Origin of the sequence: Ruegeria sp. HKCCE4148 (assembly GCF_017872495.1) — a bacterium.
Taxonomy (GTDB): domain Bacteria; phylum Pseudomonadota; class Alphaproteobacteria; order Rhodobacterales; family Rhodobacteraceae; genus Ruegeria.
This window is the reverse complement of sequence record NZ_JAEDOS010000011.1, coordinates 88,505-103,024: the sequence shown is the minus strand read 5'-3', so window position 1 is coordinate 103,024 and position 14,520 is coordinate 88,505. Positions and strand designations below refer to the sequence as shown.

Below are 14,520 nucleotides of genomic sequence, written 5' to 3'. Positions count from 1 at the left end.
CTTATCCGGTTTATGACAGCGAGTACAAGGATGCTCTGGACACGGTCAGCGGCTGGCTGAACACGCTCAAGAACTTCCAGACTGTTGGTCGCAATGGCCTACACCGCTACAACAATCAGGATCACTCGATGCTGTCGGCGATGTATGCTGCCCGCAATATCATGGGTGAGAACAATGATGTGTGGGATGTGAATGTCGAGCGGTCCTATCACGAAGAGTTCGAGGCCGACACCAAGAAAAAGTCGGAACCAAACAAAAACCTCCGTAACAGAACCGCAACCTGAGTCTATGTCTCAACCGGGGACGACAGCATTTGCAGGCTTAGCACAAGCTGAGCAGGTCGGGCGATATCCGTCAGGCAAAATGTTGATGTAGTCGTGCAATCTGGTCGTTTCCTGCGCTTCGTCCTGATGGTACAACCGGCACCGCAACCAGACTTCGGCTAGCAGCAATCGCAGCTTCAGATCGGGGTCCGTGCTGAGGATCGTCTCTTCCATTTGGGTGTTGGTCAGGCTGAACAGGTCTTGCAACTGACCGTTTCTGAAATACTCAGAACGGATGTCCAACCGCTGAAACACGGTGGCTCCAGACCCGCTTCCAATACGTCGACTCAGGGTGTGCGGAACATATCGTTTGGTGACTTCTCGCACGACCCATTTCGTGCGGATAAAGGGGTGGACTTTGTCGAAAGCAAACGGTGATGCTTTGAGCTTGTACCGCGTTGGCAGGTTAATTCCGAAACGGGCGATCCGGGTGTCGAGAAACGGAAACCGGGTCTCGACCCCGGCGGACATGCCCATTGCTTCATTGCGATGCAGAATTGCGCGCAGAGGTTCATGCATGTACTCCAACATCAACTGTTTGCCGCGATCTATAAACCTGTCGGGCAAAGCTTTAAGATTACGTTGGACAGCCAGTGTATCCTCGGTAATTACGGCACCATTCAGAACACTGTTAGCTTTCTCTGCGCGCCCCAATTGGAGAGGGCCCATTCCGGAGAAAGCCCGCATCCCGGACATGAGCGCGAAGATCCTCTGCTTACAACCATCCACTAGGTACTTCCTCGCAAGCAACGGATAACCATTGAATAATACATCCGATCCGCCACCAGACAATAGCTCCGTTATTCCCGCATCAGCGGCAAGTTGAGACGCCTTTATCAGCGCTGCGCCATTAGAGTGGGAGGCGAACGGAATCTCATAGTGCCGCATTGTCTGTGGGATCATGTCGATAACATCCTGTTCTTCGACTTTGGCGATATGTAGGTCCAATTTAAGGCTTTTGCTAAGGTCTCGGGCTGCCTCCGCCCCGGTCCGATTGCTTCCTACATTGACGTGGATTAAGGGAATTTTGTGGTGTTGGCTCGCAGAGATAGCCGCGATCAGAGAGGTCTCGACCCCATCCGAACAGAAGGCCCCGATCCGCGCATCAACAGGTAAATGTGCGGTTAAGGATCTGTGCATGAGATCGGCAAATTCATCAACGATTTCCGCCGCCGGCAGATTATCGAGCCGCGCCATCTCATTAAGATCAAGAAAATCGGTCAATTGGAAGAAAGGCGCAATGTCAACCTTCTCTGACCCATCATACCACAGGCGGCTTCCTGGTGTTAGACTTCGAACGTTCTGGTAAAAGGTCGAACCACGGATCGGATTGTTGTAGCCCAGCAGATACCCGGCCATCGTGTCGAGGTCAGGCTGCAGGGCCATCCAAGGTTCAAATGCTTTTATTTCCGAGGCGAACAGAAAGGCTGGGCCGTCTTCGGTCATGCCCTGCGCCCAGTAGAGGGGCTTCATTCCGAAACGGTCCCGGGCCAGTAGGAGGCGGTGGCTCCGCCGATCAATAAATGCCAGTGCAAACATCCCTTCGAACCGCATCAGCGCTTCTTCTCCCCATTGAACTAGGCTGTGCAGAACAACTTCGGCGTCTGAGGTTGTACGGAACGCAACCCCCAGTTTCTCGAGTTTGGTGCGCAGAAATCTGACGTTGCGGATTCCACCACTATAAACAAGGCTGTAGAGATCCATTGAATCGTTAAAAGGCTGCGGCGCCAAGCCCAAGCCTGGTTCCGTGACAGTATTACAGGCATCCAAACTACGATGGCGGATTGAGAACGCACTTTGTCGCACCCGCACGCTGTCAGGGGTACGAGCGCCATTCTCAGGGCGGATACCAAACAGGCCACTCATTCGAAACTCCGGTATCACATGGGTTAGTGGGTAAATTTTGTTCATTGCGAAAGGATCACTTTCGACAACGGCTCCGGTGAAATATAAATTGAGGGGCGTGAATGGCGCATGTCCGGCCCTGTCATCCCCCATTCATGTTTAGTCCTGATGCAGTGTGAGGGTTTGATGAAAATACTAGTTGCCGAAGACGATGATACACTGCGCAACGATCTTGACCGTCTGATGCGTACACGGGGTGACATCGTAAAGCTGGCTGAAAACGGGAATGATGCATTGTTTCTAGGTGAAACCGAAGACTGGGATGCAATTGTCCTGGATCTAGGGTTGCCTGGCTTAGACGGGCTTTCGATCCTGCGCGAATGGCGGAGCCGCAACATGGCGGCACCAGTTTTAATCCTGTCGGCACGCGACAGCTGGAATGACATCGTTTCGGGCTTGCGGAGTGGTGCGGATGATTACTTGTCAAAACCGTTTCATTCTGAAGAACTCATGGCCCGCCTCGAAGCTTTGGTGCGGCGAGCAAGCGGGCGTGGTACGCCATCGATTGATGTTGGAGACCTGTCCGTTTTGCCTGATGAAAAGGCTGCCTTTTATAAAGGGCGCAACGTGTCTCTTACGGCTTTTGAATTTCGCGCTCTGGAGCATCTTGCTCGCCATGCAGGCTCGGTTGTTAGCCGGGCGGCTCTGATTGAGTATATCTATGCCGAAGACATAAATCTGAACTCGAATGTGATTGATGTTCTTGTCTCGCGTTTGCGCCGTAAGATTTCGCCATCACTTGTAGAAACCGTGCGCGGGCACGGTTATCGCGTACCCACAAATGATGCATGACTGGGCCACGATTACGCGACGTGTTTCGCTTGCGACGATTGCAATCTGTTGCGCCATCCTAGGGGTCGGGGCCACAATCTGCATTCTGCTATACCGGACATATGAGCTTGTAGAATTGGACCTCCTGCTTGCTCAGGATATGTTGATCGAATCCGGAAGGATTACTCTGAACGGGAAACAGACCAAACTATCAGGGCCCGTTGGACGTGGGCTTTATGATGTCGCTGGTGAGAACTGGCTGTGGCAACTAACACAGGATCAGGGCGACGGCCCTCCTAGAATTCTGTTGCAGTCACCCTCACTGGGACCGGTCAATGAAGACAGCCAAATTCTGGCTATTCCAAACGAGGGGAAAGGGAACTTTGAAAGCCCGGAGGGTGGCGTTGTACGCGGCTTGTCGCAGGGGTTTCCTGGAACAAACCCCGAGGATGGAATAACCTTTCGGATCGCAGCACCGATGAAACGTGTGACAGAGGAGATAGACCATGCGGTCAGGTTAATTGCTCTGATATTCATCGGGCTCGCTCTGATGGTATCGATTGCGGTTTACTCAACGGTTAACCGGGGTCTCAAGCCGCTCAAGCGGCTCAGTGAGTCGGTCAAATCTATGCGCCAAAACGATGCGATCATTGACGGGCGGAACTGGCCGCCTGATCTGATTCCAGTGGTCGAGGAGTTGCGCGCCTTGCATAGACGTAACAATATGAATCTTGAAAAAACACGCAGAAAAAATGCGGAGCTGGCGCATGGATTAAAAACACCGCTGGCCGCATTGATCCGTGTCGCCGAGAATCTGAACGGCGACAAGCGAGATCAGGTGGCAGACCTTGTTGACCGTATGACACGTGTGATCAAGCGCAACCTCAGCCGCGCGCGGACCGAACGTCCTTATGGGAAATCTTCGCCCGTGCGGTCCAGTGCCGAAGACGTGGTCTATGCGCTTGGTGTCATTTTCAGAGATCGGATGCCTGAAATTGAAAACAACATCGATGAGGGAACCCTGTTTCTCGGCGAAGTGGCTGACATTCAGGAAATCCTTGGAAATTTGCTCGAAAATGCTTGTTACTGGGCAGAAACCCGGGTGCACATATCAGCCCCTATCAACGGGAAAGGTATGATCGCTTTAAGTGTAGAAGATAATGGACCAGGTATGGAGCGCAGTCAGACAATGCCAAAGTCACCTTCGCACGGGGCCGGAGGTGAGGGTGAGAATGAACATGGGCTGGGCCTTTTGATTGTTCAGGATATTGCCGAGCTTTATGGTGGGTCGGTTCACACAGGGAAATCGTCTTTGGGTGGTGCGCGGGTGACGGTCATGCTGCCTGGAAGGATTGCGGAATAGGAGTAACGCGACCGCGGTTTTTTGTTTCCACAAATGCATCAATACCTCGTGGTTTGATTCATTGGCGTATAATTGCATATTCAAGAAGCCCAACTGGTACAAAACTCGCAACGCACTGAGGGTTACGTGTTATCAGTAAATTGGTTGATTGAAGGATGTTTCATTTAGTTGGGTAGTCAGGGCATATATACCTTCCATTGAACAATCATCGACTACTGTGTTTTTATGAGTTTGAATAAGACGTGATGGTGTTGCGCCTTTTAATATTTCTCATTGTTCTGGCTTCCATTGTGCTGGCTGGTCGGGATGTTGCGGAATCACTGGCGGAAAAGGTCGCTCTGGCGGACGGTGCATCGCCCTATTTTGTCGCAAGTGACGCTCTGTTTCTTTATGTCTGGGTTCCGCTGGTCGCGATATCGGCTTCGATGCTATTTGTGTCTCCCGGTCTGTTCTTGATGTGGGGAGTTGCCGCGTCTGAGGACCGTTTTGAGCACTGCTTACTCAAGGGGTTTACGCTGTCTTTGTTTGGTGTGCCTGCTTTTGCAGCCGCCCTGCAGGCAGTCAGTGGCATTCCGATGGTTGGGACGGCTTTCATTTGTCTAATTGTTCTACTCTGCCTGCCCGGCATTGGCCTGATCGCCGCCCGACCCTGTCCGGCTATCCTTCAGGGCAGGTGGTGGGATTTAGCAGGTATGATCCTGCTGCCGCTTGGAGTGTTGATTTTGATGAGTCCCAAATTCTATTGGGAGGCACTAAACGATGACGGGGCGCACAGCTTTCTGAACGCAATACTGTTCATGACCCGTGGTTCACCCTTCTGGCCGCCGGAAGCAGGAGGACTAGGAGGCTACCCAACCCCCAAGATGATGACGGAAACCTTCCTGCAAACCGGGTTCATGAGGTTCTTTGGGGGCCATGAAGTCTCTATCCGTCTCGCATATTTACCAGGGGTTTCGGTCCTATTTGGGATGATGCTGTCCTTTGTTCGCGACTCCGAAGGGCGTACTGACCCACGGACCGTTTTAGGGTTGGGAGCGGCCCTGCTGTTGTTTTCCTTCGTGATGGCGTTCAACCCGTCCTATAATCCGTATTTTGCTGATATCGCCTTGCCCATGACCCGCGAACCGATGATTTTGCTGGGGGTGTTGGGCTATATCCTGTTCTTTACCGAGCGGAGATTTGGCTGGATGGCGGTTGTGTCCACGCTGGCGTTGCTGACCGCGCCGAACGGTATTCTGCTGATTGGTTTCTTCCTGATTTCCTATCTCCTGCTGACCCGGCCTTTGCCGTTCCGGCAGGTGATCGCCGGAGGAGTGATCGCCGTTGGCGTCGTGATCCTGGCATCGCTGCTTGAAATGGGGCTGCGGTCGTCGGGGTTGACAGGTGTGTCCAGCGAGTTCAACACGGGCAGCATCCTGCGCCGCCTGCGGTACGTCACGATCTTTGATACCGGACGGTTCCTGTTCTGGCTGCTGCCCTGCGGAATATTGCCCGGTCTCGCATTGCTGGCGTGGCGCTGGCAGGACAAGCTTTCCAAAGCCCTGACCCTGACTGTTATCGCCTATGTTCTGTTTTTCTATGTTCAGGCCTATCGCATCCTTCCGCATCATTTCGCACCCGCCGCAGTCATTCCGCTGATCGTTTTCTGGCGCCTGCGCCCGGTTCAGGCTGCGCCTGCACCGGCGCTGGTCTGTGCTCTGGCCGGGGTGATGGTCAGTGCCTGGATCAGTTGGCCGGAATCATTGCGCCCGTTTACCCTGACGCGGGACTTGGGGCATCGCATTACCATTGAAACAGAGACCGCTCCGTTCCCTGATCTGGACGAGATACGCGTCGTGCAGGCGCTGCTCGATAAAGCCTTCCCGCCAATCTGGACACAGGCCGAGCTTGAAAACCGCTATATGGCCGGTGGGCTTTCGGTTTATGTGCATGCCGGAATGCCCGCGCCGGACAACACCGTCGCGGACTATTTCATCCGTGCCGCATCCGAACCTCTGCAAGACGGAGAGGTCATGATCGGCGAAGCGGTCGAAGATCGGATACTGGTGATGCGTGATCGGGCCGCTTACGAAAGCGACTTTGGGAACGCCGACGTTCCGATCAGCATTGCGCGTGTCTATCACGTGCCATTCGACACAATTTTCGGGCGTGGAACGCGCGAAACACTGTACCCGGTGTGGGATATCGCGAAAATTGCAGGGTTAAAGTAGCCGATGTCTGTGCAACAATGTTTTTGCCCGAAAAGCCAAAAGCGGGCGGTTAAGTGGAGAACTTTATGAAGCAGAATCTCACCAAGCTGGTTGAAACCTATCCACTCCTCCAGAAGCCAGCCTATTTCGCTTATATCGGTGTGGTCAGTACCCGGAATTTCAGCCGCCGATTTGCCATGAATAATCTTGGTTACATGCCCAAGCAGGTTTCGGACCGTGGGCAGGACATGTGGGTGATCAACGAAGTCTATAACGGCAAACGCAACGGATTTTTTGTCGAACTGGGTGCTGCGGACGGGTTTTCCGATTCCAATACCTTTGCCTTGGAAAAGCATTATGGCTGGACCGGGTTGCTGATCGAGCCCAATCCGGTCAATTACAACAAGATCATCAACTGGCATCATCGTTCGGCCACGCCGGTCCCGCTGGCCGTCGACCCCGAACCGGGCCAGTTGGAATTCATGATCGACGGCCAGCGCAGCAGCCTGCTGGTGGAGGAAGCCGACAACATGACCGAGCGCCGCGCCGCGAAACTGGCAAGGTTCCGCGAGAAGGGCAAGGTTGTCACTGTAGAGGCGGTACCTCTGGAGGAGGTGTTCGACCGCTATGACGCGCCAAAGGACATCGACTATTTCAGCCTAGATGTCGAAGGGTCCGAGACACGGATTCTGCGCAATTTCCCGTTCGACAAGTACCGCTTCCTGGCGATGACAATCGAGCGCCCTACGCCCGAGCTCAACGAGTTGCTGTTTGCCAACGGGTATCACTTTGTGCGCAATTCGCTTTACGACACGTTCTATGTGCACGAAAGCAACCCGCGTTTCGATCAGGTCGAGAAACTGCCGTTCGAACAGTTGCCTGCCAAGCAGTTCTGAGCCCCGTCCGGTTAATCAGCCATGTCACGCGATCTGTCAGTTTCGCGTGACGCGTAGTTTCTGCTTTTGTCCCAGTACGTGATATTCGAACAGGCACCAGACATAGACGGTGGCGGAATAGACGTAATAGACCTGATGGTAGAGCAGGCATTTGAACCCAAACCATGGCCCGCCATGTCCGGCCATGGCGCGGACCAGATCAAAGTTGGCGACTAGGGCGGTTGCCAGTAACAGCAGGGGCAGGGGCCAGGTCCCGGGCCAGAACGGTAAAGCCAGAAGAGATAGCAGCAACAGCCCAGCGATTGCGGCCCGCGCCCGCTCGGCCATCGACGTATTCAGGTCATCCGTCAGCCCCTCGCGCGAGATCATCAGCCGGGCCCAGGGCAGAGCGCGGCAGAAGATATCGGTGCTCAGGCTGTTGCGGATGGTCCAGACTTTCAGGTGCTTGCCCTGCAAAAGCGGCTCGACCAGGATGCGGCGACCGGTAGCCGCGATCCGGTAGCCCAGTTCGATATCTTCGATCGAGGGGATCTCGTAGGTTTTCACATCGAAGCCACCGACCTCAAGAAACACATCGCGCCGGATCGCGCCGCAGCCGGCCCAGAAGGTACGTGCCTCGCGCTGCGCGCGCTGATGGTGATAGCGGTGCAGAAGGTTCTTGTAGCGCGAAAACCACGCCTGCCCGTCCGGGGCATCGTCATAAGATCCAAACACGGCGCCCACATTGTCTTCGGACATCGCCCGGCGAATATGCTCGGGCCCGTCCGGCCAGGCGACGACATCGGAATCCACAAACCACAGGATATCGCCCGTGGCCTGCTGCGCGGCCAGATTGCGGGCCGCGCCGGGGCCGCCATTGACGGGCGTGGTCAGCACGGTTGCCCCCATCTCGCGTGCCAGCGCCGCGGTGCCGTCGGGGGATTGGTCATCCACCACCAGAACCTGCTGCACCTGACCGGTATTCAGCATTTCAATTAATGGAGGCAGGACGCGCGGCAACAGGTGTTCGGCCCTGAAGGCGGGCATGATCACACTGATGGTAGGGGATTGATCTGACGTCATGGGGCTTCTCCGGCCGTGCCTTGCGGCGCTGATGATCGTTGAACAAGAAAAAGAAAGGCAGCTATGAAGGGCAGCAACCACATCACGCGAGCACCATATCGGTCTGCGGGTTGCGAGACCCCACCACAGACCAGCGCATTGATCGCTATTCCGATCAGAATGAACAACGCAAACAGCTTCAGCGGAGGCGCAACGCGTTCGGGCCATAGCAACAATACGATCACGGATGCCGCAGAAACCAGGTAGATCGCCGAATGAATGAAATTCGCAGATCTAAGCCAAGACTGATCGCGCGTTAACACAACGTTGTTCAGTACTCCAAGTCTTTCCTCGGGCAGGCCGGATAGCGATTTGGCATTGTTAATGACGGCCTTATTCGGAATAGTCATTTTAATGCTGTTCATCCCAAGCTGCGTCATCGCGTTTTGACTCAAGGCGAATATTGTTCCGAACGGTCGCGCCGCTAGCACTCGCAGAAAGAAAGCCCGCTGTTCTGCAGCGACAGCCTGTTGATCATCGACAGGCATCAACCGGAATGATCCAAGCCGCTCGGATTGTTCGAAAATGATATGAGTAGCGGTCATCCGATACGGATCGTCAGACCAGGATAGCGCTTCATGTAGAGCACAGGTTGCCAGATCGGATTGAGGGCAAACGTCATCTAGGTAGGCCAGACCGGGGCCATCAACGATCAATCGTGCTGTGATGTAGGGTGTATAAACCACCTCTTTTCTCGCCACGGTTTCGGTCGCGAACTCAAATGTTTTACGTTCGACTATGCCCATTACAACAATGCCTACGGTGAACCCCACTGCGAGCCATCGTCCCTGACCGATATGCAGCAAGCATGTCATCAAGACAAAGGGCACCATCAGCACTGCGATGCCCAGATGAGACGGGTGCAGCGTCACGGCAAATGCTGCCAGCACCATAGCACCCAGCCATTCCACCCAATGCATGTGGCGGCCTGCAGCCGTAGCTGCAGCAATCAGAATCAACATGATCGATGCAAAAATATCCGGCATGACATAGGCAATGTAAAATGGCAACGAGGTCGTCGCACCTGCCAACAACGGAATTGTCACTAGCTTCAGTGTGCCATGCCCGGCCTGACCAGCGCGCTGTAGCGCGCGCATTGCCAGCCAGACGGCAAGCAGCAGCATGGCCATATGTACGCCAACAATACCTGCCAGTGCATCAACCCGCCAGAAGGCCGCAACCAGAAGCGCATAGACGATAGAACGTGACCCGCCCGTTGTCTCATCCGCTTTACCGGGTGCATTCTGCTGGCCATTGCTTGTCACGCCCCCCGCTTCCTCCGTTTTCGGTGTGGGCAGGATCATTGACAGCGCCGCATCGCCTTGCCGGAAATAGCTTCCGGTATCAAAATAATAAAGCGGGCCGCGGTTGATTGGCAGGATCGCAAGACAGACGATCAGCGTCGCTGCAAGCAGCAGAAAAGCCCTGAACCGTCTGGGCAATCTTCCAGAGAATTCATGCGCGTTCATTGCTGTTCTACAACTCCCTAACAACCATGGCAGCGTGCATTTTTGCAGCTGTTTTCTGATCAGCGCCCATTCGCATCATCTTCTCTTTAATAGGCGTACACAGCAAACAAAAAGCCAGTCAGCAAATTTAGATCAAGAACGTATGCCTGAACTTCGTTTAAAAACACATCAACGCTACACGAATCCTTAGACTCTTCTAATGACAAATCCCGCCGGTCTTTCCATTCTGTGCCTTTTTCCGTCAAGCGCGATTTACAAGCCTTTCGCAAGTACAATAGGTCACTTGTTTGTGTTAATGTTTCCGATCGTGTGTGGCGTGCTTGCTACTGAACGCAGCAGGTCCGCTCGCATCTCGGCATCAGAATCAAGTCCATGGACATAGACCTCACCTGCAGAATCGAACGGGTTTAAAGCAAGCTTCGCCAAGATTTGGACGCAATATGTTCAAGAATTGGAAACAAACCTTAGATTGCAGGGGTATTATTCTGGACGGAACGCCACGTTGCCATGAAAAAGCCAGAATTATCCAAAAAAGTCTTCGTAATGATATGTAAATGAACTATTAATATTTGAAGGTAGGTCATGTGTGACTTCTGCACGTTCGAAGATATGTAAAAAGTAGGGTGGGAATTTGATGCTAAAATCTTTCAAAATGGTGGCGGTGGCTCTTGCTGCGGTTGTGACAATGGCCGGTTCAGCTAGTGCGCTGACCTCGGTATCTGCTGGTGGTAGCTATGACATCACGTCCGATAATGCTTTTATAGGCAACGTCATCGTTGACACGTCGCAACCCGGTGGAACAGGACCAGGTACGTATTCAGTCAACTTTACATCGCCTCTTACCCCGCTTCTCAGCAAGGCGAATGCATCGGTGACCTTGAATGTATCTAAAGCGTTTACCGGTTTGAGCATGAGCTGGATTGATGCCGCGACAAACAGTGTAATTTCGACGGCTGCTGTCCTTACTGGCGTAACTACACTTAACTCGACCTTCACTGCCGCAAACACTAGCGGTCAAAACCTTGTATTCTCTTGGGCTGGTGTTGCAAATACTGGCGGTAATGTGGGTTTTGACTTTGACGTGGCTGCCGTTCCGCTGCCTGCTGGTGGACTGCTGCTTCTGACTGCACTGGGTGGTTTGGCTGTCGCACGCCGCCGCAAGACGGCCTGATTACACAGACAACCCTGCATTTTTGACGAGGGGCCGTTTCCGCGGTCCCTTTTCATTTAGCCTGATCAGATCGTACCACCTGTTGCCTGGCGCAACATCCAGATCATCCGCTGGCATCTGAGGCGAAACAACGTTGTGATTGCTAGCAAAATCTCGCTGGCCGAAGCAAGCTTGCCACTGGAGATGACTTTGGGCGTATGTACGATCGCGCTCGCGGGCATGGCCAGCCCACGGATCATCCATCGCAAACGTGCGGTCATCCCATTTCCATTCAACTGGTACGCTTCCTGTGTCGTCCGCCGCCATTTGGCCTTTAGTGCAGGCCAATCCTGCCTTGAGGGATGACTGACCCGAAATGTATCTTCGTAGATCAGGCTATAACCTCGGGCCACCGCCCGCATGGTCCATTCCCGATCTTCGGACACGCCATTGATGAACCCACCGATCGTGTTGAAGACATCACGCCGCGTAAGTAGGTTGCCTGCGCCAGAAAAGCCCTGGACCTCGATATATCGGCGAAAGTTGAAAGCAAACACTGCTTCAAATGCTTCGGCCCCGCTGCGCGGCGCCGGCGTTTCGTCAAATACATCGACCCGCCCACCAATCAGATCGGCCCGATCAGAAATCGAGCGACCAACCTCCAACCAATCAGACGCCGGTACACAATCGGCATCAATAAAAAACAACCTCTGAGCGGTGGTTTCGGCAACGCCGCGATTGCGGGCATGGGCCGCACCTTTTTGGGATTCCACCACGAACCGCACCTCGGGGAAAAGCCGCTGGATCCCCTCCAAGGAAACCGGCGAGGCATTATCAACGACGACGACTTCTGTATCCGTTAGATTATTCTCTTTAAGGGCGTAAAGGCAGCGTTCCAGCCTAGGCAGGTCATTATAATGAGGAATGATAACTGCATCTGCAAAAGCCAGATCAATAGGAGCCGTACTCATTACCAAAAGCTCCGCTGATGTAACGGCATTTATTCAGAACAATCCCCATGACCTTTGTAAGTTCCGCAAGCTGCTGCTCGGCGACATCAATATGATCAATGCTGGTCTCTTCGGCCGCTGCCAGAAGCAGCGCGCAATCAACATTTCGCAGGAACCCATGACTGTCATCACTTGCCATTAGCGGAGGCGTGTCGAAGAGAATGATATCGGGTTTATATTTAGCCTCAAGCTGCTCAAGCATCTCGATTGTCCGACGGCTTTGTAAAATTTCTGCTGGGTGGCGCGTCGGAGAATAGTTTAGCCCAAAAATCACATTATTTCCGTGGCGTAATGCCTGCTCATGGAACGGCACTTTTCCTTGAATCACGTCAGCCATATTGTGCGCACCGGTCTGTTTTAATATTTCGGACAGCCCCATGCGCCGCATGTCAAAATCGATCACAATCGTGCGTAAATCTTCCTGACGCCCCAGACTGAAGGCTAGGTTCGCCGCTGCTGTACTCTTACCGCATCCACTATAAGGGGAGGTTAGCGCCACACGACGCCACCCATTGGATAAAATCTGCTGCAGCATCTTGGTTCGCAACATGTCATAGGGCGTAGCAGCTGGCCCAGCATGATATGACATCAGGCGGTTGCTTGATATGAGGCGTGATTCAATTGTGATCTCTGGCACAGCCATCCAGATATCTTCATCAGCTTTCCCCTCGGGAACATCACGCTGCTCGTCAGTTAACGGCAGAGGTTGTGGCTGGCGACTGTCGCGCGCCTCACGGGCTTTCTGAATCGCCTGTTGAAGACGGTCCACTATACCCTCCCTAACTTAATGAGAACGGAAATCACCAATAAACCTCCAGCTTGTTGATTAACTGCTCGGCAATCAGATCCAAAGGCAGATAATAAGTATGCAACGCCCACACCCCTGCCGGCACCCCAATCATAATCGCCAGAATTACCGCCACCCAAACAATTCGTTGCCTTATCACTTCGCCCCGAGACCGAACGTATGGAATAGTTGCGATCGGCCAGACATTCAGCTTGTTGATTAGGTCTTCCGGTCGACGCGCCGCCCGGTTCAGAAGCTCCAGCAAAACAACAAGTCCCAGACCCATCATTATACCTGCGGCTGTACCGCCACCCGCAATCATCAATCGATCCGGTTTGCTCGGCGCGCTCGGGACGGAGGGATGTTCTATTACCGAAATACGCTGCCCCTGTGAAGTGACCTCAATGCGTTCCCCGGTCGAGGCCGATGCAAGGCGGCTGACTGCAGTATTGTATTGGGCTTGGATATTGGCGTGATCCCGCTGCAATTCCGCCAGCGTAATTGCGTTGGCGGGAGTCTGATCGATGGTCAGCGTCACCTTTTCCAAGCGCTCTTCGGTAACTGCACGCTGGTCTTCGAGAGCTGCAATTTGTGAATCGATCTGAGCCAGTTGAAGGTCGAGCGTAGAATTGCCAGTTTGGGTGCTAGCTGACGCTGCGCTAGTGGCTTGCTCTGCTGCGACAATTTCTTCCAGGCTGCTAATCCGGCCACGCAAAAATCTGATCTGCGGGCTAGTTTCGGAATAAATTCCTCGTTGTGTGTCAAGCTGATTACGTAATTGGCTCAATTGTTGTTGAGCCTGTGTTTGAGGCTGTTGTCCTGCGGTCGTAATCTGACCCGTTGTTCTATAAATTTCCAACAGCTTTTCGCGTTGGGTCTGAAGAGTGAAAATCTGCTGATCAGTTTGCTGAAGGCTGGTCTGCAACGACCCCTGCTGAGCCATGCGGAATTGCAAACTGGTGGGCAGAGCATCCGAGTTCTCATTCTGAAACTGAAGAATACTCGCACTGCGTTTGTCGAGTTCATCGCCCAGACGTTCAACTTCTTGCTCAAAGAACTCCAATGTATCTGAGGCCCGATCCTTGCGGTAGGAAACATCAAGCTTCTGGATTTCTGTCAGATACTCATTCAGAACACCAGCCGCAATTTGGCCAGTTCGACCTTCAAATGTAATGGTCATCAAATTGGCCTGATTGCGACCCGAAGCAATACGGATCCGGGTTTTTGAGCGCAGTTCGTTTAAAATTTCATCGGGACTAGCATTATCCTGATCCGGCAAGACGGCAAACTTCCGTGAAATGTCCAGCAGAACCGGCCGTGTCAGCAGGCGTTGTTCAATAATCTGTAGCTGTTCAAACGCGGGCGTGTTGACCGTACTGGCGGCAAGATTTCCCGGAATTTGTGGAGATTCAACGATCAATCGCATATTTGAAACATAAGTCGGCGGCAAGGTCATCGCGACCGAGATCGAAACCGCTGAAACAATTGTTGCGACAATCAGGAAGTACGGAAGCCGCCTCAAAAAAATGGAGGAGTAGTAACGAACAGGACTCATG

Annotated in this window: 11 protein-coding genes and 1 pseudogene; 6 read left to right on the top strand and 6 right to left on the bottom strand. The window is 53.3% G+C overall.

Annotated elements, in window-relative coordinates:
• Positions 1-284, top strand: a pseudogene (locus I9187_RS19730) (hypothetical protein); the annotation flags it as partial.
• A 9-nt stretch (positions 285-293) separates the two neighbouring features.
• On the opposite strand, the gene I9187_RS19725 reads toward I9187_RS19730, so the two are convergent.
• Positions 294-2,189 (bottom strand): asparagine synthase-related protein, encoded by a 1,896-nt coding sequence (locus I9187_RS19725; RefSeq protein WP_209509835.1) that lies wholly within the window; start codon positions 2,187-2,189, stop codon positions 294-296.
• A gap of 165 nt (positions 2,190-2,354) precedes the next feature.
• Here I9187_RS19725 and I9187_RS19720 point away from each other — a divergent pair, with 165 nt between their 5' ends.
• The 4 genes from I9187_RS19720 to I9187_RS19705 all read left to right on the top strand — a co-directional run bounded on the left by I9187_RS19720 (position 2,355) and on the right by I9187_RS19705 (position 7,447).
• A complete protein-coding gene (locus I9187_RS19720; RefSeq protein ID WP_209509836.1) occupies positions 2,355-3,020 on the top strand; it encodes a response regulator transcription factor in 666 nt (221 codons plus the stop codon).
• Positions 3,010-4,362, top strand: a complete 1,353-nt coding sequence (locus I9187_RS19715; protein WP_209509837.1) for a HAMP domain-containing sensor histidine kinase — start codon at positions 3,010-3,012, stop codon at positions 4,360-4,362. Before I9187_RS19720 ends, I9187_RS19715 begins: the two co-directional genes overlap by 11 nt.
• A gap of 248 nt (positions 4,363-4,610) precedes the next feature.
• A complete protein-coding gene (locus tag I9187_RS19710; RefSeq protein WP_209509838.1) occupies positions 4,611-6,572 on the top strand; it encodes a hypothetical protein in 1,962 nt (653 codons plus the stop codon).
• A gap of 65 nt (positions 6,573-6,637) precedes the next feature.
• On the top strand, positions 6,638-7,447 hold the full coding sequence (locus tag I9187_RS19705) for an FkbM family methyltransferase (protein WP_209509839.1): 810 nt from the start codon (positions 6,638-6,640) through the stop codon (positions 7,445-7,447).
• Positions 7,448-7,483: 36 nt separating this feature from the next.
• Here I9187_RS19705 and I9187_RS19700 read toward each other — a convergent pair whose 3' ends face one another.
• Together I9187_RS19700 and I9187_RS19695 are read right to left on the bottom strand one after the other, a co-directional pair.
• Positions 7,484-8,509, bottom strand: coding sequence for a glycosyltransferase (locus I9187_RS19700; RefSeq protein WP_209509840.1), 1,026 nt, complete (start codon positions 8,507-8,509; stop codon positions 7,484-7,486).
• Positions 8,506-10,017 (bottom strand): hypothetical protein, encoded by a 1,512-nt coding sequence (locus I9187_RS19695; RefSeq protein ID WP_209509841.1) that lies wholly within the window; start codon positions 10,015-10,017, stop codon positions 8,506-8,508. Before I9187_RS19695 ends, I9187_RS19700 begins: the two co-directional genes overlap by 4 nt.
• A 634-nt stretch (positions 10,018-10,651) precedes the next feature.
• On the opposite strand from I9187_RS19695, the gene I9187_RS19690 reads away from it, so the two are divergent.
• A complete protein-coding gene (locus I9187_RS19690) occupies positions 10,652-11,188 on the top strand; it encodes a VPLPA-CTERM sorting domain-containing protein (protein WP_209509842.1) in 537 nt (178 codons plus the stop codon).
• 65 nt (positions 11,189-11,253) lie between these two features.
• Here the strand turns inward: I9187_RS19690 and I9187_RS19685 are convergent, their stop codons facing one another.
• Genes I9187_RS19685 through I9187_RS19675 form a run of 3 tightly spaced genes read right to left on the bottom strand, consistent with a single transcriptional unit; the run spans position 11,254 to position 14,519 of the window.
• Positions 11,254-12,138, bottom strand: a complete 885-nt coding sequence (locus tag I9187_RS19685; protein WP_209509843.1) for a glycosyltransferase family A protein — start codon at positions 12,136-12,138, stop codon at positions 11,254-11,256.
• Positions 12,119-12,946 carry a CpsD/CapB family tyrosine-protein kinase gene (locus I9187_RS19680; RefSeq protein ID WP_209509844.1) on the bottom strand — a complete coding sequence of 276 codons (828 nt, stop codon included), beginning with the start codon at positions 12,944-12,946 and terminating at the stop codon, positions 12,119-12,121. Before I9187_RS19680 ends, I9187_RS19685 begins: the two co-directional genes overlap by 20 nt.
• A 31-nt stretch (positions 12,947-12,977) precedes the next feature.
• Positions 12,978-14,519, bottom strand: coding sequence for a lipopolysaccharide biosynthesis (locus tag I9187_RS19675; RefSeq protein WP_209509845.1), 1,542 nt, complete (start codon positions 14,517-14,519; stop codon positions 12,978-12,980).
• Position 14,520: the final 1 nt, after the last annotated feature.